The 17,917-nt window shown below is 74.4% G+C and carries 19 protein-coding genes; 10 read left to right on the top strand and 9 right to left on the bottom strand.

Features of this window, described 5'->3' with window-relative positions; genetic code table 11:
* Positions 1 to 37: 37 nt before the first annotated feature.
* The 4 genes from ACFPZN_RS36795 (at position 38) to ACFPZN_RS36780 (ending at position 3,307) form a co-directional block, all read left to right on the top strand.
* Positions 38 to 586: a hypothetical protein gene (locus ACFPZN_RS36795; RefSeq protein ID WP_378287097.1), complete on the top strand. Its 549-nt coding sequence runs from the start codon at positions 38 to 40 to the stop codon at positions 584 to 586.
* Positions 587 to 648: 62 nt separating this feature from the next.
* Positions 649 to 1,491: a DUF4097 family beta strand repeat-containing protein gene (locus ACFPZN_RS36790; RefSeq protein WP_378287095.1), complete on the top strand. Its 843-nt coding sequence runs from the start codon at positions 649 to 651 to the stop codon at positions 1,489 to 1,491.
* Between the two features lie 65 nt (positions 1,492 to 1,556).
* Positions 1,557 to 2,519, top strand: a complete 963-nt coding sequence (locus ACFPZN_RS36785; RefSeq protein WP_378287093.1) for an ATP-binding cassette domain-containing protein — start codon at positions 1,557 to 1,559, stop codon at positions 2,517 to 2,519.
* The gene (locus tag ACFPZN_RS36780; RefSeq protein WP_378287092.1) at positions 2,516 to 3,307 is read left to right on the top strand and encodes an ABC transporter permease; all 792 of its coding nucleotides are present in this window, start codon (positions 2,516 to 2,518) and stop codon (positions 3,305 to 3,307) included. The genes ACFPZN_RS36785 and ACFPZN_RS36780 overlap by 4 nt, the downstream gene beginning before the upstream one ends.
* Before the next feature lie 83 nt (positions 3,308 to 3,390).
* On the opposite strand, the gene ACFPZN_RS36775 is transcribed toward ACFPZN_RS36780, so the two are convergent.
* Together ACFPZN_RS36775 and ACFPZN_RS36770 are read right to left on the bottom strand one after the other, a co-directional pair.
* Positions 3,391 to 3,984, bottom strand: coding sequence for a hypothetical protein (locus ACFPZN_RS36775; RefSeq protein WP_378287091.1), 594 nt, complete (start codon positions 3,982 to 3,984; stop codon positions 3,391 to 3,393).
* The gene (locus ACFPZN_RS36770; protein ID WP_378287089.1) at positions 3,981 to 4,277 is read right to left on the bottom strand and encodes a helix-turn-helix transcriptional regulator; all 297 of its coding nucleotides are present in this window, start codon (positions 4,275 to 4,277) and stop codon (positions 3,981 to 3,983) included. The genes ACFPZN_RS36775 and ACFPZN_RS36770 overlap by 4 nt, the downstream gene beginning before the upstream one ends.
* 168 nt (positions 4,278 to 4,445) lie before the next feature.
* Here ACFPZN_RS36770 and ACFPZN_RS36765 point away from each other — a divergent pair, with 168 nt between their 5' ends.
* On the top strand, positions 4,446 to 5,540 hold the full coding sequence (locus ACFPZN_RS36765; RefSeq protein ID WP_378287087.1) for an esterase-like activity of phytase family protein: 1,095 nt from the start codon (positions 4,446 to 4,448) through the stop codon (positions 5,538 to 5,540).
* 9 nt (positions 5,541 to 5,549) lie between these two features.
* Here the strand turns inward: ACFPZN_RS36765 and ACFPZN_RS36760 are convergent, their stop codons facing one another.
* The gene (locus tag ACFPZN_RS36760; RefSeq protein WP_378287085.1) at positions 5,550 to 5,954 is read right to left on the bottom strand and encodes a hypothetical protein; all 405 of its coding nucleotides are present in this window, start codon (positions 5,952 to 5,954) and stop codon (positions 5,550 to 5,552) included.
* Positions 5,955 to 6,014: 60 nt separating this feature from the next.
* Positions 6,015 to 6,623 (bottom strand): ATP-binding protein, encoded by a 609-nt coding sequence (locus ACFPZN_RS36755; RefSeq protein WP_378287084.1) that lies wholly within the window; start codon positions 6,621 to 6,623, stop codon positions 6,015 to 6,017.
* A gap of 290 nt (positions 6,624 to 6,913) precedes the next feature.
* On the opposite strand from ACFPZN_RS36755, the gene ACFPZN_RS36750 reads away from it, so the two are divergent.
* Both ACFPZN_RS36750 and ACFPZN_RS36745 read left to right on the top strand, forming a co-directional pair.
* Positions 6,914 to 7,165: a DUF397 domain-containing protein gene (locus ACFPZN_RS36750; protein WP_378287082.1), complete on the top strand. Its 252-nt coding sequence runs from the start codon at positions 6,914 to 6,916 to the stop codon at positions 7,163 to 7,165.
* Positions 7,166 to 7,372: 207 nt separating this feature from the next.
* Entirely contained in the window at positions 7,373 to 8,248 is an 876-nt protein-coding gene (locus ACFPZN_RS36745) for a helix-turn-helix domain-containing protein (RefSeq protein WP_378287081.1), read from the top strand.
* Between the two features lie 17 nt (positions 8,249 to 8,265).
* Here the strand turns inward: ACFPZN_RS36745 and ACFPZN_RS36740 are convergent, their stop codons facing one another.
* The gene (locus ACFPZN_RS36740; RefSeq protein WP_378287079.1) at positions 8,266 to 10,818 is read right to left on the bottom strand and encodes a SpoIIE family protein phosphatase; all 2,553 of its coding nucleotides are present in this window, start codon (positions 10,816 to 10,818) and stop codon (positions 8,266 to 8,268) included.
* A 161-nt stretch (positions 10,819 to 10,979) separates the two neighbouring features.
* Entirely contained in the window at positions 10,980 to 13,103 is a 2,124-nt protein-coding gene (gene fusA, locus ACFPZN_RS36735) for an elongation factor G (protein WP_378287077.1), read from the bottom strand.
* Between the two features lie 240 nt (positions 13,104 to 13,343).
* Between fusA and ACFPZN_RS36730 the strand changes: the two genes are divergently transcribed.
* On the top strand, positions 13,344 to 13,760 hold the full coding sequence (locus ACFPZN_RS36730; RefSeq protein WP_378287075.1) for a hypothetical protein: 417 nt from the start codon (positions 13,344 to 13,346) through the stop codon (positions 13,758 to 13,760).
* Positions 13,761 to 13,845: 85 nt separating this feature from the next.
* Here ACFPZN_RS36730 and ACFPZN_RS36725 read toward each other — a convergent pair whose 3' ends face one another.
* Positions 13,846 to 14,274 carry a DUF3291 domain-containing protein gene (locus ACFPZN_RS36725; RefSeq protein ID WP_378287073.1) on the bottom strand — a complete coding sequence of 143 codons (429 nt, stop codon included), beginning with the start codon at positions 14,272 to 14,274 and terminating at the stop codon, positions 13,846 to 13,848.
* A gap of 88 nt (positions 14,275 to 14,362) precedes the next feature.
* Between ACFPZN_RS36725 and ACFPZN_RS36720 the strand changes: the two genes are divergently transcribed.
* Complete coding sequence (locus ACFPZN_RS36720; protein WP_378287071.1) at positions 14,363 to 14,950, top strand: TetR/AcrR family transcriptional regulator; 588 nt, start codon at positions 14,363 to 14,365, stop codon at positions 14,948 to 14,950.
* A gap of 28 nt (positions 14,951 to 14,978) precedes the next feature.
* Here ACFPZN_RS36720 and ACFPZN_RS36715 read toward each other — a convergent pair whose 3' ends face one another.
* Both ACFPZN_RS36715 and ACFPZN_RS36710 read right to left on the bottom strand, forming a co-directional pair.
* Complete coding sequence (locus ACFPZN_RS36715) at positions 14,979 to 15,470, bottom strand: VOC family protein (RefSeq protein ID WP_378287069.1); 492 nt, start codon at positions 15,468 to 15,470, stop codon at positions 14,979 to 14,981.
* A 55-nt stretch (positions 15,471 to 15,525) separates the two neighbouring features.
* The gene (locus ACFPZN_RS36710; RefSeq protein ID WP_378287067.1) at positions 15,526 to 16,290 is read right to left on the bottom strand and encodes a metallophosphoesterase; all 765 of its coding nucleotides are present in this window, start codon (positions 16,288 to 16,290) and stop codon (positions 15,526 to 15,528) included.
* 98 nt (positions 16,291 to 16,388) lie between these two features.
* On the opposite strand from ACFPZN_RS36710, the gene pdxR reads away from it, so the two are divergent.
* Complete coding sequence (gene pdxR / locus ACFPZN_RS36705; RefSeq protein ID WP_378287065.1) at positions 16,389 to 17,828, top strand: MocR-like pyridoxine biosynthesis transcription factor PdxR; 1,440 nt, start codon at positions 16,389 to 16,391, stop codon at positions 17,826 to 17,828.
* Positions 17,829 to 17,917 lie beyond the last annotated feature (89 nt).

The raw sequence follows: 17,917 nt of genomic DNA, 5'->3' as shown, positions 1-17,917 counted from the left end.
GCTTGCGTTGACGTCATGCTGATGTCATAGTGGCGTCATGGATGTCACGCCCTTTGTCGACAGGATCCGGCGGGAGCTCGCGGCCGCCGCCGGGACCGCCGGCGACGACGCCCGGGCGCTCGCCGAACGACTCACCGCACCGCTGGAGTCCGCCACCAGGATCGCGCTGCTCGAGGCGCTCTCGGCGGCGGCCGACGAGATCACCCGCGATCTGGCGCCGGGCTCGGTCGAGGTGCGCGTGCGCGGTCTCGACCCTGACTTCATTGTGACGCCACCATACTGGCACGAGCCGTCAGAAGAGCCGTCACCTATGCCGTCACACGGGGCGCCGACGACGCCGAAGCCGCCCGTGCCGCCGGTAGCGCCGGAGCCCGACGAGGGCGGCCGCACCTCGCGGGTGACGCTGCGCCTGCCCGAGCACCTCAAGCCGCGGCTGGAGGAGGCCGCGGCCCTGACGGGCCTGTCGGTCAACGCCTGGCTCGTCCGCGCCGTGTCCGCCGCCCTCGCCGGCTCGGCGCCGCCGCGGCCCGGCGGCCAGGGTCCGGCGACCCCCTTCGGGCACCACCGCACCGGCTGGGTCCGCTGACGCCCGTCCCGGTCTCCGCTCCCGTCCCCCACGACTTCGCCACGCCCGAGGAGGGCTCCGCCATGCCCGTTTTCGAGACGCCCGACCCGATCAGCGCGACCATCGAAGCGGTGTGCGGGCACGTCTGGATCCGCGCGAGCGACCGCGCCGACACCGTCGTCGAGGTCCGCCCGGCCGACGAGTCCGCCGACGGCGACGTCCGGCTCGCCGAGCAGACCCGCGTCGACTACGACGCCGGCCGGCTGCACGTGCGGTCGCCCAGGAACACGCTCCGCTCGCTCTTCGGCCGGACGCCGTCGATCGAGGTGACGGTGGAGCTGCCGGCCGGTTCCCGGGTGGACGCCAAGGGCACCGGGAACTTCCGCGGCGAGGGCCGCCTCGGCGACTGCTCGTTCGACACCGCCGCCGGGTCGATCCGCCTCGACCGGGCCGGCCGGCTGAAGCTGCGCTCGGCCGCCGGCGACGTGCGGGTCGACCGGTCGGGCGGGCACGCCGACGTCCTCACCTCGACCGGCAAGATCTGGCTCGGCGCGGTCGAGGGCACCGCGGTCGCCCGGACCTCCAACGGCGACATCACGGTCGGCGAGGCCGCCGGCGAGCTCCGCCTCAAGACCGCCAACGGCGACATCACCGTCGACCGCGCGCTGGCCGCCGTCGGCGCCACGACCGCGTTCGGGAGCGTCCGCATCGGCGAGGCCGTGCGCGGCGCGGTCACGCTCGAGACCGGCTTCGGCGAGCTGGAGATCGGCATCCCCGAGGGCACCGCCGCCTGGCTGGACGTCAGGTCCCGTTTCGGCAGCGTGCGCAGCGAGCTGGAGACCTCCGGCGCCCCGCCGGAGGGCGGCGAGACCGTCGAGGTGCGCGCCCGCACCGGCTACGGCGACATCCTCGTCCACCGCCCCTGACCGAGCGCGCCGGTCCGCGTACCCGCTTTCCCGTCCCCCCGTCCACGATCACGAAGGAAACCGGCATGACCAACCCTCCGCCCCGCACCGCGATCGCGGTCCGGGGGCTGCGCAAGTCGTACGGCGACAAGGTGGTGCTCGACGGCCTCGACCTGGACGTCGCCGAGGGCACGATCTTCTCCCTGCTCGGCCCCAACGGCGCCGGCAAGACGACCATGGTGCAGATCCTGTCCACGCTGATCGGCTGCGACGCGGGCGAGATCCGCGTCGCCGGGCACGACCCCGTCCGCGATCCCGACGCGGTCCGCGCGGCGATCGGCGTCACCGGCCAGTACTCGGCGGTGGACCGGCTCCTCACCGGCGAGGAGAACCTCGTCCTGATGGCCGACCTGCACCACCTCGGCCGGCGCGAGGGCCGGCGCCGCGCCGCCGACCTGCTCGAACGCTTCGACCTGGTCGAGGCGGGCGGGAAGATGGCCGGCACCTACTCCGGCGGGATGCGGCGCCGGCTGGACCTGGCGATGACGCTGGTCGGCGACCCGAGCCTCATCTTCCTGGACGAGCCCACCACCGGCCTCGACCCGCGCAGCCGCCGCACCATGTGGCGGATCATCCGGGACCTGGTGGCCGGCGGCGTCACGATCTTCCTGACCACGCAGTACCTGGAGGAGGCCGACGAGCTCGCCGACCGGATCGCCTTCCTCGACCACGGCACGCTGATCGCCCAGGGCACCGCCGACGAGCTCAAGCGGCTCATCCCGGGCGGGCACATCCGGCTGCGGTTCGCCGACGCCGACCGGCTCGCGGCGGCCCTCGACGCCCTGGGCGGCGCCGCGCTCGACGGCGACGAGCTCACCCTGCGGATCCCCAGCGACGGCGGCGTCCGGTCGCTGCGGGAGCTGCTGGCCCGGCTGGACGAGCGCGCCGTCGAGGTCGACGAGCTGTCGGTCCACACCCCCGACCTCGACGACGTGTTCCTGGCCCTCACCGGCCGCCCCGAAGAAGCAGTGAAGGGATCCCTCCGATGACCGCGCTCGGCCTCACCGCGACCGACTCGGCGACGATGCTGCGCCGCAACCTGCGGCACATGCTGCGCTACCCGTCGATGACGCTGATGCTCGTCGGCATGCCGGTGATCTTCCTGCTGCTGTTCGTGTACGTCTTCGGCGGCGCGCTGGGCGCGGGGCTCGGCGGCGCGTCGGGCGGCCGGGCCGAGTACGCCGCCTACGTCACCCCCGGCATCATCCTCATGACCATCGCGGCCTCCGCCCAGGGGACGGCGGTGTCGGTGGCCATGGACATGACCGAGGGCATCGTGGCCCGCTTCCGCACCATGGCGATCGCCCGCTCCGCGGTGCTGACCGGGCACGTGGTCGGCAGCCTGATCCAGGCGGCGCTGAGCATGGCGGTCGTCCTGGGCGTCGCCCTGCTGATCGGGTTCCGGCCGAACGCGGGCGCCGTCGAGTGGCTGGCGGCCGCCGGGCTCCTCATGCTGTTCGCGCTGGCGCTGACCTGGCTGACGGTCGCGCTCGGCCTGGTCGCCGACAGCGTGGAGACCGCCAGCAACACCCCGATGCCCCTGATGCTGCTGCCGCTGCTGGGCAGCGGGTTCGTCCCGACCGACTCGATGCCGGCCGGCCTGCGCTGGTTCGCCGAGTACCAGCCGTTCACGCCCACCATCGAGACGCTGCGCGGGCTGCTGCTGGGCTCGCCGATCGGGAACGGCGCGGTCATCGCGATCGCCTGGTGCGCGGGGATCACGCTGGCGTCCTTCCTGTGGGCGATGCGGCTCTACAACCGCGACCCCAAGGCTTAGACCTGCCGCGACGCCCGCCCCCGCCCCGCCGGCGGCCCGCCACCCGGGGCGCAGCAGGGGCGCTGCCATGGGGTACCCGATGCTCAGAGGTCGGCGTCGTCGAGCTCGCGCCAGCGCCAGGCCGCGGCGGCCGAGGGCAGCAGCAGCGCCGTGAACAGGGTGCCGATGACCATCGGCTCCCAGGCGCGCGCGTCCAGCAGCGGCCCGTCGGCGATGGCGGCGAGGGCGACGACGCCCACGCAGCAGGCGAGGACCGCGTAGGCGGTGCCGAGGGCCTGGTCGCGTTCGCCCAGCTCCCGCTCGTCGAGGTCGCCGTCGGGGACCTCGGTCAGCAGCCGGGTCGCCCGCCGCAGCAGCACCAGGCCCGCCACCAGCCCGGCCGCGCCCGCCAGCTGCGCCGCGACCGCGGGGAGCGACTCGGGCGCCAGGTAGGCGGTCACCATCCCGCAGGCGAACGGCACCACGGCGATCGCGGCCAGGGCGCGGCGGGCGCCGGGGCGTGCGAGCCATCTCGGCACGGGCCGGGCGCGCTGGGCGCGACGCCGGTCCTCCTTGTCGTCCTGGACGTCGTCCAGGAGTGCCCGGCGCTGCTCCGGGGTGGCGTCCTTGGCGGCGGAGAGCACCTCGCGGTGGTGCCGCACCCGGCCCCTGAGCCCGCCGGCGGTCGGCTCGGTCATGGCTGTCCTCCTGGATCCTGGTCCGCGGACCGGTACAGCTGGCTGGACATCGGGGCGAAGGGCCGCAGCGAGAACACGGCCTCGAACGGGAGGCCGAAGAACTCGCAGATCTTCAGCCCCAGCTCCGCGGACGGCCCGTAGTCGCCGCGCTCGAGGAAGCCGATGGTCTGCGGGTTCACCCCCACCTCGGCGGCCAGCTCGGCCCGGGACACTCCCCGTTCCGCCCGGAGCACCGCCAGCCGGTTGTGCACGGCCGTCTTCTTGCGCTCTCCTCGCTTGCCCTTGCCCGTCACACGCTCATCATTGCGTTTTCATAATGCTTTGGCAAGCGCTACAACAGGCCATTCCCCCGCGCGCGGGGCACCGGGCGTTCACCCGCTGTTCGGCGGCCGCTCCGGTGACACCGGCTCCGGAGGCTCCGCCCGCCTCTACGCTGGCGAAGCCGTCCCCGGGAGGTCCCCATGTGGTCACGCAAGCTGCTCACGCCCGTGCTCGGGCTCGCGGTCATCGGAACGGGCCTCGCGCCCGCGGCCCAGGCGTCCCCGCCTCCGGGCGCGGCCCCGCGCCACCACGCCGGGACGTGCTCGCCCTCGGTCTCACTCCTGGGGTTCTCCGACGCGCTCGACAAGACGCACCTGGACGGAACCGCCGTCGCCGGGCTCTCGGCGCTCGGCCTGACCGGCCCCGGGCGGGCGCTCGCGCTCGTCGACAACATCGGCACCACCCCGGCCCGCCTCTACGACCTCTCCCTGCGGCTCGGCCGCGGCGGGCCCCAGGTGGCGGCGAAGGGCGTCACGACGCTCAAGCGCCCGGACGGGACCGCCTACACCGGCGCCGACTTCGACGGCGAGAGCCTGGTGGTCGAGCGCGGCGGCCGGACCGTGCTCGCCGGTTCGGAGACCGAGCCGTCCATCCGCCGCTTCCGCCGCTCCGACGGGCGCCAGGTGGCCGAACTCCCCGTCCCCGCGCGGTTCCGGGTCGCCCCGGCCGGTGAGGCCGCCGCCAACCAGACGTTCGAGTCGCTGGCCGCCACGCCCGACGGCAGGACGCTGTACGCGGGCATGGAGGGCCCGCTGGCCGCCGACTCCCCCGGCCCGCGGCGCATCATCCGCTACCAGGGGCGGCCCGGCGGCGGCTACACGCCCTCCGCCCAGTACGCCTACCAGACCGACCCCTCACTCGGCCTGGTCGAACTGGTGGCGTTGCAGGACGGCGACCTGCTCGCCCTGGAACGGGGGTTCACCGCCGGGGTCGGCAACACCGTCCGGATCTACCGGGCGTCCACCAGGGGCGCCCGGGACGTGTCGGACGTCCCCTCGCTCACCTCCGCGCCCGGCGCCGCGCTGCGCAAGAGCCCGCTGGTCGACCTGGTGACCTGCCCGCCCTCCGGCGCCACCGCCAAGCAGCCGCAGCCCAACGCGCTGCTGGACAACATCGAGGGGATGGCGCTCGGCCCGCGCACCGGCGGCGGGCGGCGCGTGCTGTACCTGGTCTCGGACGACAACGGCAGCAGCGTCCAGACCACCCGCGTCTACGCGCTGGCCGTCAGGCTCTAGCCGGCGCGTTCACCACATCCGCGCCTGCTGGAGGGCGGCCAGCGCCTGGCCGGGGTGCATCGTCTCCAGCAGGCGGTACACGTGGGCGACGATCTGCGCGTGCCCGGTCTCGGCCTCCCCGCGCGAGCGGTAGCGGCCGATCAGCGCGCCGCTGTGCTCCACGGTGACCATGGTCTCCCAGAGGATCGGCGGCTGCTCCTGGAGGAGGCGCGGATCCTGGAAGCGCGCCTCCTGGTGGCCGGGCGGGCGCTGCGCGGCCGCGATGACGGTGAACGAGGTCACCACCAGGACCACGAGGGGGCCGGCGGGGATCACGTCCTCCGCGATCACGCGGCCGGGCCAGTCGCTCAGCAGCCGCTCCGCGTCCTGCGCGGCGATCGCCCGTCCGTCCGGGCCGTACCACAATCCGTTCATCCGCCCTCACCTGCCTGGAGCCCTCAGCGCGGTCGGTGCCCGCGCCCGTCGTCCGCGCGGCTAGCCCGCGTGATCGAGTACGGCCCAGACGGCCTTTCCCCCCGTGGCCAGCGGGGCCCATCCCCAGGCCCGGCTCAGTCCGTCCACGATGTACAGCCCGCGACCGCCCTCGGCCAGGAGCGATCCGCAGTCCCCCGCCTCGCCGGGGAACCCGGCGACGGCCGGTGCGGCGCGCCGCACCGGCGCCCCGAGCCCCGGATCGCTCACCACGATCGCCATCCTGCCCTGCCCGCCGATGAGCAGCACGCACAGCGCGGCGCCCGCCGGCGGTCCCTGCGCCGGCGCGTGCGTGATCGCGTTGGTGAGCAGCTCCGAGACGACGGTGGTGGCGTCCCACTCCAGGCCGGGCATGTCCCATTCGGCCGTGCGGCGCCGGGCCAGCCCGCGCGCGGCCTGCAGGGAGCCGGGCTCGGCGGCCAGGTCCAGCCGCGTGACCCGGTCCCGTCCCGGCCCGGGTTCCGGCCAGCACGCGGGCCGCGCGCCGGAGAGCCGCAGACCGCCGACGCTCCAGTGCTCCGGCGGCGCGGCACGGTGCGGTTCCTGCGGGCAAGCCGCCGCTTTCCCGTCCGGCAGGACGGGCCAGGCCGGGGTTCCGTGGGCTCCGGCCACTCAGCTCACCCCGCGGCCCGTCCCTGCGTACGGCGGTTCCAGGGGCATGGGCATCTCCTCGGGGGGACGGCGGACCTGCCTTCTGTCAACGCCATGGTGGCTTGATGCACGTGCGTCTGCAAGAGCAGATGGGAATTCAAACGGATGAAAATCGATCAGAACGGTCATCGGCACGTGCGAAGGGTTATGATCACGTAACGACCGAGGACTTGAAGACAGGACTGAACGGGACATATGCGCGGACCGAAATTCGGATGGACCCTGCGCACGGTTCGCCGGAAGGGGTGGCGATGGCCTCCCAGATCCACAACGGCATGAGCGCCTCCGCGCTCCCCGCGGACGGCTGGCGCAAGAGCCGGCACAGCAACCCCGACGGCAGCTGCATGGAGGTGGCGGTCCTGGAAAGCGGCGCCGTCGCCGTCCGGAACTCGCGCTTCCCGGACGGCCCCGCCCTGGTCTACACGCCCGCCGAGGTGCGGGCGTTCCTGCTCGGCGTCAAGGACGGCGAGTTCGACTACCTGCTCGATCGCCCGGCGCGCTGATGGACCGCTCCGGCGGCTCTGCGCTGTGCCCCGCCGTCAAGGAACACATCGTTTTATTGGCGCGGGATGCGTGTACAGTCGCCGTCGACACGGCTTTACTGGAGACCTATCGTCGGGACGCGCCGGTGACCGGTGCCGTCCCCGCGGTGCGTCCAGGGCGGGAACGCCCGGATCTCGCGGCGATCATCGGTGAGGCTGGGTGCTGGCATGAACGGACTGGCGGCGTCGAAGACCGAGCTCGGCGGCCCGACCGCACTGCGGATCCTGCTCGGCGCGCAACTGCGCCGGCTGCGCGAGCAGGGCGGGGTCAGCCGCGGTGACGCCGCCCGCGCGATCCGCGCCACCGAGTCCAAGATCAGCCGCCTGGAGCTGGGCCGCAGCGGATTCAAGCAGCGCGACGTGGCCGACCTGCTGACGCTGTTCGGCATCTCCGCCGACGAGGACCGCGAGAGCCTGCTGTCGCTGGCCCGCCGCGCCAGCGCGCCCGGCTGGTGGCAGCAGTACCACGACGTCATCCCGCCCTGGCTGGAGCTCTACATCGGCCTGGAGGAGGCCGCGTCGGTCCTGCGCACCTACGAGGTGCAGTTCGTGCACGGGCTGATGCAGACCGAGGACTACGCCCGCGCGGTCGTCGGGCTGCGCCACTCCGCCAAGGAGCAGGAGCAGATCGAGCGGCGGGTGGCGCTGCGGATGCGGCGGCAGCAGCTCCTCCAGCGGGAGAGCCCGCGGCTGTGGTCGGTGATCGACGAGGCGGCGCTGCGCCGCCCGCTGGGCGGCCGCCGGGTGATGCGCGCCCAGCTGGAGCACCTCATCGCGCTCAGCGACCTGCCCAACCTCACGCTGCAGGTCGTGCCGTTCCAGGCCGGGGGCCATCCGGCCGCCGGGGGCGCCTTCACCCTGCTGCGCTTCGCCCAGCCCGAGATCGCCGACCTGGTCTACATCGAGCAGGTCAGCAGCGCCCTCTACCTCGACAAGCGGCCCGACGTCGAGAACTACACGCAGATCATGAACGAGCTCAGCGTGCAGGCCGCGCCGCGCGACGCCACCCGCGACATCCTCGCGGGCATCCTCGCCGACACCTGACCGTCCCCCCGCGCGGGTCATCCGCCTTTCGCGTGCAGGACGATGACGCAGGTGTCGTCCTGGGGGTCGGTGTCGAGCGCCGACAGCAGGGACCGCAGCTGGTGGTCGGGATCGGCGCCGGCGCACTGCCCGGCCACGTCCAGCAGCAGCCGGAACCGGTCGTCGCCCCGTTCGGTGTGCCGCTCGACCAGCCCGTCGGTGTAGAGGACGACGCTGTCGCCGGGCCGCAGCCGCGTGGTGGTGGACCGGTAGCCGGCCTCCGGGGTCACGCCCAGCGCGGCGCCATGGGCGTTGTCGAGCTGCCGCGCCCCCGCCTCGCCGGCCAGGATCGGCGCCGGATGGCCCGCCCGGGCCCAGGTCAGCGTGCGCTCCCCGGGGTCGAAGTGGGCGACGATCGCGGTGGCGATCGCGTACTCGTCCCGCCCGTGCAGGGCCACCAGGTTGAGGCATTCCAGCATGCGGGCCGGATCGGCGCCGGTGAAGGCCATGCCCAGCAGCGCGTTGCGCAGCTGCGCCATCCGCGCCGCCGCCTGCAGGCCGTGCCCGCTGGCGTCGCCGATCGCGATCAGCACCCGGCCGTCGGGCAGCGTCGTCGCCTCGTACCAGTCGCCGCCGACCTGGGCGCTGTCCTCGGCGGGCTGGTAGCGGACGGCGACGCGCAGGCCGGGCAGGTCGGGGCTCCACTCGGGCAGCAGCTCGCGCTGCAACTCCTCGGCGACCCGGCGGCGGTGCCGTTCCAGCTCGCCGCGCGAGGTCTTCAGCGCCGCCTCGATCCGGCGGCGGGCGGTGACGTCCTGCACCACGCCGCGCAGGGCGATCAGGTGGCCGAGGGCGTCCACCACCGGCTCGGCCGTCACGTTCACGTGGCGGGGGGCGCCGGCGGCCCGGCGGGTGCGGAACTCGAACGTGGCCGCCGCCCGCCGCTCCGACAGCGCCGCCACCGCGCGCACGACCGCGGGCAGGTCGTCCTCGTACACGTGCGCGGCCATCCGGTCGAGGGCGAGCGGGCCGCGCCGCGGGTCGAGGTCGAAGATGTCGTAGATCCGCCGGGACCACGCGATCTCCCCGGTGACCAGGTTCCACTCGGCCCAGCCCAGGTTCATCAGCCGCTCGGCGTCGCCCATCCGGGCCGCGATCCGCGCCTGCTCGTCGTGGAACTGCCAGCTGACCAGCAGGCCGCCGCCCACCCGCTGCGCGCGCAGGCTCAGCACCGCCGGGTACAGCACGCCGTGGAAGGGCTCCTCGTAGGTGAACGGCTCCTGCGACAGCGGGACGCCGGTCTCCAGGACCCGGACGTAGGCGTCGAACATGCCGGACAGGGCCAGCCCGGGGAAGGCCTCCAGCAGCCTGCCGCCGGTGATCTGCTCGGGCGTGCGGCCCATCAGCCCGGTGGCGTGGGAGTTGCAGCGGTCGACGTAGAACTCGGCGACGCGGCCGTCGCGGTCGCGGATGGGGAACAGCAGCGCCGCGGGGATCGGGATCGCGTCGAGGATGGAGTCGAGCCAGGGGCCGCTGAGGTCGTCGACGGGCGCGCTCAGCGCGGCCAGGTCGCGCAGCCGCCGCCCCCCGCACACGGTGAGCGCCTCGGCGCGGGCCCGGCCGGGATCCCCGGCGGGCGGGCCCGTACCGGGCCAGACGACGCAGACGACGCACGCGCGCCCGTCGCAGGCCGCGCCGGGCCGCAGGCCGCCGACGGTGGAGGCCCAGATGAGCATCCGGTCGCCGGTCTCGTCGTCGAGCCACAGCAGCCGGTCGGAGGGGCACATCCGGATCAGCGGGAGCGCGTAGCGCAGCGGGGCGCGCGCCCAGTCGTCGACGGGCTCGCCGCCCTCGCCCGCGACCCCGCTCATGCGGAGCAGGCCGTCGCCGTCGAGCACCGCCAGCAGGATCGCGCGGGCGCCGAACGGCCGGAGCCTTCGCTGCAGCAGGCGGGCCAGCTCCCCCGGCGTGCGGGCGGCGCTCAGCTCCTCGGAGAGGCGCAGGTAGTCGGAGTCGCCCAGGCCGCGCTGGGAGACCGGCGCGGGCCGGCCCGGCGCGGGCGGAGGCGATCCGGGCCCGGCCGGCGGAGGCGTGGGGGGAGGGGACTGGGACGCGCCGGGGCTTGCGGTGACGTCCGCCTCGGCATGGCGTCTTGGGTCCACGGGCCCGCCCGCGGCGCCGGAGTCGCCCGGCACGCCGGTGCCCGCCGCGCCGTCGGTCATCGCGGCGAGCATCACGCTGACGTCGCCGGGCCGTCGCGCGGAGACGATGGGACGCCCCTCCGCGGTCGTGCCGGGCCGTCCCGCCGCACCGGCGGGGCCCGCCCCGCCGCCCGCTCCGGGCCCGGCCTGCCCCTCCGGGTCTCCCTGCCCGTCTCCCGGCCCCTCCTCCGGCGCCACCGGGTCGTGCGGCCCGGTGCCGCGGCCGGCCTCCGCGGGCGGGCCGGAGCCGACGAGGCCGCGCAGGTACTGCCGGGCCTCCTCCGGCCCGCATCCCAGCCGGCTGACCAGGAAGCGCTCGGCGCGTGCGAGCAGCGCGGGCGACCCCGCCCACGGCCGCGAACCCGGACCGCCTGCACCCCCGTGGGCCATGTCGCCTCCGCCGGTACCCGCCACAGGCCTCAGCCAAGGCCGCCTTTTCGTCGCCTAGTGTCTACCAGTAATCAAATGATCACGAAGCGGATTGGCGGAATTGCGCGGCGGAGCCCCGGCCCCCGCCGCGTGGGCGGCGGCCGGCGCCCGGCGGTGTCAGATCACGGGCGCTCGGACCCGATGACCTTCTCGGCGACGGCGCGCGGCACCTCGCCGTAGGAGTCGAACTGCATCGAGTACGCGGCGCGGCCCTTGGTCGCGCCGCGCAGGTCCCCGACGTAGCCGAACATCTCCGACAGCGGCACCAGCGCCTCGACGACCCGCGCGCCGGACCGCTCGCGCATGGCCCGGACGTGGCCGCGGCGGGCGTTGACGTCCCCGATGACCTCGCCCATGTACTCCTCCGGCGTGGTGACCTCGACCGCCATCACCGGCTCCAGCAGCACGGGCGACGCCTGCCGCACGGCCTCCTTGAACGCCATCGCCCCGGCGATCCGGAACGCGAACTCCGAGGAGTCGACGACGTGGAAGTCGCCGTCCAGCAGGACGACCCGCACGCCCGTCATCTCGTACCCGGCCAGCACGCCGGCCTGCATGGCCTCCTGGCAGCCCGCGTCCACGGAGGGGATGTAGTCCTTCGGGACGCGGCCGCCGGTGACCCGGTTGACGAACTCGTACGCGGGGCCGCCGGCCTCGATCGGCTCGACCGAGATCCGGACCTTCGCGTAGTGGCCCTTGCCGCCGTGCTGCTTGCGGTACAGGAAGTCGACCTTCTCCACGGCCCGCCGGATCGTCTCCCGGTAGGCGACCCGGGGACGGCCCACGCTCGCCTCGACCTTGTGGTCCTCCTTCATCCGGTCGATGAGCACCTCGAGATGGAGCTCGCCCATGCCGCCGATGACGGTCTGGCCGGTCTCGGCGTCCGCGCGCACCCGGAACGAGGGGTCCTCCTCGGCCAGGCGCTGGATCGCCACGCCCAGCTTCTCCTGGTCCCCCCGGGTCCTGGGCTCGATGGCGACCTCGATGACCGGCTCCGGGAAGTCCATCGACTCCAGGACGACGGGCGCGGCGGGGTCGCACAGCGTCTCGCCGGTCGTGGTCCGTTTCAGGCCCATGACCGCGACGATGTCGCCGGCGCCCGCCGAGGGGATCTCCTCCCGCTTGTTCGCGTGCACGCGGTAGATCTTGCCGATCCGCTCCTTGCCGCCCTTGACCGGGTTGAGCGCGGAGGCGCCCGACTCCAGCCGTCCGGAGTAGATCCGGACGTAGGTGAGCCGGCCCAGGTGCGGATCGCTCATGATCTTGAACGCCAGCGCGGACAGCGGCTCACCGTCGGAGGGCCGGCGGCGCACCGCCGCGCCCGTCCCGTCGGCGGCCAGGCCCTCGACGGCCTCGACGTCGAGCGGGGACGGCAGGTAGCGCACCACCGCGTCCAGCAGGGGCTGCACGCCCTTGTTCTTGAACGCGGTGCCGCACAGCACGGGGGTGATCGTGGTGCCGCCGGACGCGCCGGAGGAGAGCGTGAGACGGCGGATCGCGGCGTGCAGCCGTTCCGGGGAGGGCTCGGCGCCCTCCAGGTACAGCTCCATGATCTCGTCGTCGTGCTCGGCCAGCGTGTCGATGAGCGTGCTCCGCCATCGCCGGGCATCCGCGGCGAGGTCGTCCGGTATCGCCGCCACGTCGTAGGCCTCGCCCAGTTCCGCCTCGGCGGACCAGAGCAGGGCCTTCATGGCGACCAGGTCGACCACGCCGGTGAAGGCGGACTCGGCGCCGATCGGCAGCTGCGTCACCAGCGGGACCGCGCCCAGCCGCTCGACGATCATCTCGACGCAGCGGTGGAAGTCGGCGCCCGCGCGGTCGAGCTTGTTGACGAAGCAGATCCGCGGCACGCCGTAGCGGTCGGCCTGGCGCCACACCGTCTCCGACTGCGGCTCCACCCCGGCGACGCCGTCGAACACCGTCACGGCGCCGTCGAGCACCCGCAGGCAGCGCTCCACCTCGACGGTGAAGTCGACGTGCCCGGGGGTGTCGATGATGTTGACGGTGTGGCCGGCGCCGTCCAGCGCCCAGTGGCAGGTCGTGGCCGCGGAGGTGATGGTGATGCCGCGGTCGCGCTCCTGCTTGAGGTAGTCCATCTGGGTGGCGCCGTCGTGGACCTCGCCGATGCGGTGCGAGACGCCGGTGTAGAACAGGATCCGCTCGGTCGTGGTGGTCTTGCCGGCGTCGATGTGGGCCATGATCCCGATGTTGCGGACCCGGGCGAGGTCGAGCGTGGTGGTCACCATCGTGCTGTCCCTTCTCGGCTGGATCGATGGCTGCCGCCGGCAGGTGTGACCGGCGCCCGCCCGCGGCGGGCGCGCGATCGGCGTACTTCTCGCGATGATCAGGACAGTAATCGGACGGACCGTGCGAACGCGACGGGTTTTCGCCGTCCGCGGCTACCTCCGGGGTAATCGTCGGCGTGCGCCGCGCCCTCTAGCGTCGGGGTCATCGACGGAGTGTCGACCCCCGATGAGGAGGCTCTGATGACCACGACGCGTTCCCTGAACGGCACCGGGATCCTGGCCGACGGCCGCCGGCTGCTGCGGCTCGCGCTGCGGCTGGACGCCGTGGTGACCGGCGTCAACGGCCTGGTCTACCTCGCGCTGGCGGGCCCGCTGGAGGACCTGCTCGGCCTCGGGGCCGGGACGGGGCGGACGCTGGGCGTGTTCCTGCTGCTCTACGCGGCGGCCGTGTGGACGGTGTCCATGCCCCGCGTGCCGAACCGCGTGGCGGTGTCCGCGGTGGTCGAGACGAACCTGCTGTGGACGGTGCTGAGCGTGGTGGCGGTGGTGACGGGCTGGCTGTCGCTGAGCACGGCCGGTTCGGTGTGGGCGATCCTGCAGGCCGTGGCGGTGGCGGGTTTCGCGGCGGTGCAGTACACCGCCCAGCGCCGCTCCTGAGCCGGTCCGGCCCTTCGGGCGCCTCGTGAAGCCCTCCCCGCGTGCGCGGGGAGGGCTTCACGCTCGTCATGGACGGCCGTGCCGGTCACGCCGCGGCGTCGCTCCGGGCAGAGGTGCCGCCCTGCTCGCGGTGCGCGGCGATGCGGCGTTCGACCTCCTCCCAGGAGACGGGCAGGTCGCCGGCCGGGACGTTCCAGAACACGAAGTCGGACTCGCGCATCACGGCGCGCTTGCGGCGCATGGTCGACCTGTGCGGCTCGGTGCCCGCGTACGCGCGGATCGCGGCCTCGTCCTCCCAGGCGGAGACCGTCCAGAAGGTGCGCCGCAGCGGCCAGGCGCGGAGCCCGACGCCGACGGCGCCGGGCGCGCCGCGGGCCTGGCGCCACAGCACCAGCGAGGCGGCGAGGAAGCCCGGGACGTGGCGCAGCGAGCGCACCTCCAGCCGGGACGCCATGACCAGCGTCGCGGTCTCGGGCGGCGGTGTCCGCGGTTCGGACCAGGGCAGGGTCGGCATGGGGCTCCCCTCTCGAGAATCTTGTCATTGACAAGACTGCCCCGCGGAGGCGAAACTTGTCAATGGAAAGATTGGGTCCGCCGGTACGGTGGCGTCGCACGGCGGACGAAGGGGGAGGACGATCGGTTCGCGCAGCTACCACCACGGCAACCTGCGGCGCGTCATCATCGACGCGGCCGTCGAGGCCATCGCCGAGTCCGGCACCGACGCCTGGAGCCTGCGCGAGCTGGCCCGGCGCGCCGGGGTGTCGCACGCCGCGCCCGCGCACCACTTCGGCGACAAGGCCGGGCTGCTGACCGCGATCGCCGCCGAGGGGTACGCGCGGTTCGCCGAGGCCCTCTCAGGGGCCGGCGACGACTTCCTGGAGGTCGGGGTGCGCTACGTGCGGTTCGCCACCGGGCATCCGGGCTATTTCGAGGTGATGTTCCGGCCCGAGCTGTACCGCGCGGACGACCCGGAGGTCGAGGCGGCACGGGCGGTCGCCTCCGGGATCCTGGACCGCGGGGCGCGCACGCTGTCCGCCGGCCCGTCCCGGGACGAGGCCACCTCGATCGGCGCGTGGTCGGTCGTGCACGGTTTCGCGGCGCTGTGGCTGAGCGGCAACCTGCGGAAGTCGCTCGGCGACTCCCCCGAGGCCGCCGCCCGCGAGGTGCTCCACGCGCTCTTCGACCGCTGACCCCGCCGGGCGGCGGCCCCGGACCGGTTCAGCCGACGTGCTCGCCGTACATCTCCCCGAGCGGGTCGGCCAGCAGTTCCAGCCGGGCGCCGTCGGGGTCGCGGAAATACAGCGAGACCTCGCTCTCGACCTGGTACGGGACGCCCGCCTCGTCCAGCCTGCCGCGCAGCCGCTCCCACCGGGCGGGCTCCACCGAGATCGCCACGTGGTGCAGCCCGCCGAGCACCTCCGCGTACGGCCCGAGGTCCAGCCCGGGGAGGTCGAAGAACGCCAGCAGGTTGCCGTTGCCGATGTCGAAGAAGAAGTGGTTGGAGCCCCGGTAGTCGCGGTTCTCGAAGATCTCGGTCAGCGGGAACTCCAGCACCCCTTGGTAGAACCGGATCGTCCGCTCCACGTCCGAGGACAGCAGGGCCAGGTGGTGCAGGCCGCGGGCCGAGCTGGCCGGCCGGTCGTCCCGCGCGGCCAGGTACGCGCGCCTGAGCCGCTCGCGCTCCGCCTCGACGGCGGCGAGATCGATCATGATGCCACCCCCATATGGTTGAATTCCCAACGATATCCGCACAAGGTCCGGGCGGTCAGACGACGGCGCGGTAGTGCGTGACCAGCCGCCGGTCCTCGCCGAGGACGTGGAGCGCCACCGACGGCGGCGCCCCGTGGTCGACGAGGTCGCCGTGCCGCCACGGGAAGACCAGGCGGGAGGCGACGCCCGGCGCGACCAGCAGCGGCCGCCCCGCGAAGGTGGCGGCCGCCGCGGTGTGCGCGTGCCCGCACAGCACCGCCGCCACCTGCGGATGCCTGGCCAGGACGGCGGCCAGGCGCTCCTCGCCGAACTGGCGGATCCCGTCGACGTACGGCGCGTGCAGCGGCACCGGAGCGTGGTGAAAGCACACGAAAGCCGGGACGTCGGGCTCGGCGGCCAGTTCCCCGTCCAGCCAGGCGAGCGTCTCGTCGGTGAGGAACCCGTGGTCGTGCCCGGGGATCGTCGAGTCGCACAGCGCGAAGACGGCACCCGCGGCCCGGTGCACCCGGTTGACCGGCGGGGGGTCGGCGGCGCCCGGCCCCTCCGTCCCGTCGCCGAGCAGGATCCGCGTGTACGGGCCGCGCGCGTCGTGGTTGCCGGGGCAGGTGAGCAGCGGGTACGGGGAGGACAGCACTTTACGGGCCTGCTCGTACTCCTCCTCCGTGCCGTGGTCGGCGATGTCGCCGGTGACCAGGATCGCGTCCAGGGCGACCGGGAGGGCGTTGAGATGGGACATGACGCGCTCGGCGCGCTCGGCACGTTCGGCGCGGTGCTCGCCGCCGTCGAGGTGCAGGTCGCTGATCTGGGCGAAGATGAACATCGGGGGACTCCCTGGGCGTCTCGGCGGGGGCGCGGGCGGCGCCGGCCCGTCCCTTCGCACGCTAGGGAGGAACCGGACCGGAATTAAGATCCGGTTCCATGCCGAAAGAGTGGGCCGGTTCGGGCGTGGACCTCCATCTCGACCTCGACGTCTCGGCGGGCCGCCGGGCCGGGCTGGAGCGCGCCCTGCGCTCGGCGATCCGGTCCGGACGGCTCGCTCCCGGCGCCGCGCTGCCATCGACGCGGGCGCTGGCGGTCCAGCTCGGGGTGGCCCGCGGAACCGTCAGCGCCGCCTACGACCAGCTCGCGGCCGAGGGCTACCTGACCAGCCGCCCGGGAGCGCGCACGCGGGTCGCCCAGATCCGGCGGCCCGCCGCCGGGCGGCCCGGCTCCGCCGCCCTGGCCGTCCCACCCGCCCTCGATGGGCCGGACGCCCCCCGTCACGACCTGCGTCCCGGCCGGCCGGACCTCACCGCCTTCCCGGCCGCGGCCTGGCTGCGTTCCACCCGGCGGGTCCTGACCACCGCGCCGCCCGACGCGCACGCGCTGGCCGACCCGCGCGGGCGGCCCGAGCTGCGCGCCGCGCTCGCCGGGTACCTGGGACGGGCCCGGGGCGTGGACGCCGCCCCGGAGCGGATCGTGGTCACCTCCGGGTACACCCAGGCGCTCGGCCTGCTCGCCCGGGTGCTCGCCGACGCGGGGACGACCGCGTTCGCGATGGAGGACCCGGGCCACCCTTACCACCGGGCACTGGTCCGCCGCGCGGGGCTGGAGATCGTGCCGCTGCCCGCCGACGACCTGGGCGCCCGCACGCAGCTCCTCACCGGCGACGCCTACGCGCACGCGGGCGCGGTCGTCCTCACCCCGGCGCACCAGTACCCGGCCGGAGCCACCCTGCACCCGAGCCGCCGCCACGCCGCCACCGCGTGGGCCCGCGCCACCGGGGGCACGGTCGTCGAGGACGACTACGACGGCGAGTTCCGCTACGACCGCCGCCCGGTCGGGGCCGCCCAGGGCACCGCCCCCGAGCAGGTCGTCTACGTCGGGACCGCGTCCAAGACGCTGGGGCCGGGGCTGCGGCTGGGCTGGGCGGTCCTGCCCGAGCGGCTGGTCGAGCCGTTCACCGAGGCCAAGTACCTGGCCGACGCGCACACCCAGTCGCTGGCGCAGCTCGTCCTCGCCGACATGATCGAGAGCCATGCCTACGACCGGCACGTGCGCGCCGGGCGGCTGCGCTACCGGCGCCGCCGGGACCTGCTGGTGGAACGGCTGCGCGAGCGGGCCCCGCACGTCCGCGTCCACGGCGTCGCCGCCGGCCTGCACGCCCTGGTGACCCTTCCGGAGACGGGCCCGGACGAGGCCGAGGTGCTGCGCCGCGCGCGGGCCCTCGGGCTTGCCGTCCAGCCGCTCGCGGAGTTCTGGCAGCGTCCCGGCCCGAATCCGCAGGGCCTCATCGTCGGTTACAGCACCCCTCCGGAGTCGGCCTATCCGGCCGCCGTCGACGCGCTGTGCGAGGCCCTCGCGCCCCGCCGCCCCTGAGTCGCCCGCGCGGACGGTGCCGTACAAAGCGCGCTCGCCCGGCTTTGTGGGGCGTGGTCCTTGGCGGGCGGGAACGCGCGCGGCGAGGA

The organism is Actinomadura rugatobispora, from assembly GCF_042656285.1.
GTDB classification, from domain to species: Bacteria; Actinomycetota; Actinomycetes; order Streptosporangiales; family Streptosporangiaceae; genus Spirillospora; species Spirillospora rugatobispora.
Note: the sequence above shows the minus strand (reverse complement) of the source record. Positions and strands in the feature narration are given on the sequence as shown.

What these genes read in the sequence shown, in the direction of transcription:
- ACFPZN_RS36795 (WP_378287097.1), top strand. Translation starts at nt 38, where the DNA reads ATGGATGTCACGCCCTTTGTCGACAGGATCCGGCGGGAGCTCGCGGCC.
- ACFPZN_RS36790 (WP_378287095.1), top strand. Translation starts at nt 649, where the DNA reads ATGCCCGTTTTCGAGACGCCCGACCCGATCAGCGCGACCATCGAAGCG.
- ACFPZN_RS36785 (WP_378287093.1), top strand. Translation starts at nt 1,557, where the DNA reads ATGACCAACCCTCCGCCCCGCACCGCGATCGCGGTCCGGGGGCTGCGC.
- ACFPZN_RS36780 (WP_378287092.1), top strand. Translation starts at nt 2,516, where the DNA reads ATGACCGCGCTCGGCCTCACCGCGACCGACTCGGCGACGATGCTGCGC.
- ACFPZN_RS36775 (WP_378287091.1), bottom strand. Translation starts at nt 3,984, where the DNA reads ATGACCGAGCCGACCGCCGGCGGGCTCAGGGGCCGGGTGCGGCACCAC.
- ACFPZN_RS36765 (WP_378287087.1), top strand. Translation starts at nt 4,446, where the DNA reads ATGTGGTCACGCAAGCTGCTCACGCCCGTGCTCGGGCTCGCGGTCATC.
- ACFPZN_RS36760 (WP_378287085.1), bottom strand. Translation starts at nt 5,954, where the DNA reads ATGAACGGATTGTGGTACGGCCCGGACGGACGGGCGATCGCCGCGCAG.
- ACFPZN_RS36750 (WP_378287082.1), top strand. Translation starts at nt 6,914, where the DNA reads ATGGCCTCCCAGATCCACAACGGCATGAGCGCCTCCGCGCTCCCCGCG.
- ACFPZN_RS36745 (WP_378287081.1), top strand. Translation starts at nt 7,373, where the DNA reads ATGAACGGACTGGCGGCGTCGAAGACCGAGCTCGGCGGCCCGACCGCA.
- ACFPZN_RS36740 (WP_378287079.1), bottom strand. Translation starts at nt 10,818, where the DNA reads ATGGCCCACGGGGGTGCAGGCGGTCCGGGTTCGCGGCCGTGGGCGGGG.
- fusA (WP_378287077.1), bottom strand. Translation starts at nt 13,103, where the DNA reads ATGGTGACCACCACGCTCGACCTCGCCCGGGTCCGCAACATCGGGATC.
- ACFPZN_RS36730 (WP_378287075.1), top strand. Translation starts at nt 13,344, where the DNA reads ATGACCACGACGCGTTCCCTGAACGGCACCGGGATCCTGGCCGACGGC.
- ACFPZN_RS36725 (WP_378287073.1), bottom strand. Translation starts at nt 14,274, where the DNA reads ATGCCGACCCTGCCCTGGTCCGAACCGCGGACACCGCCGCCCGAGACC.
- ACFPZN_RS36715 (WP_378287069.1), bottom strand. Translation starts at nt 15,470, where the DNA reads ATGATCGATCTCGCCGCCGTCGAGGCGGAGCGCGAGCGGCTCAGGCGC.
- ACFPZN_RS36710 (WP_378287067.1), bottom strand. Translation starts at nt 16,290, where the DNA reads ATGTTCATCTTCGCCCAGATCAGCGACCTGCACCTCGACGGCGGCGAG.
- pdxR (WP_378287065.1), top strand. Translation starts at nt 16,389, where the DNA reads ATGCCGAAAGAGTGGGCCGGTTCGGGCGTGGACCTCCATCTCGACCTC.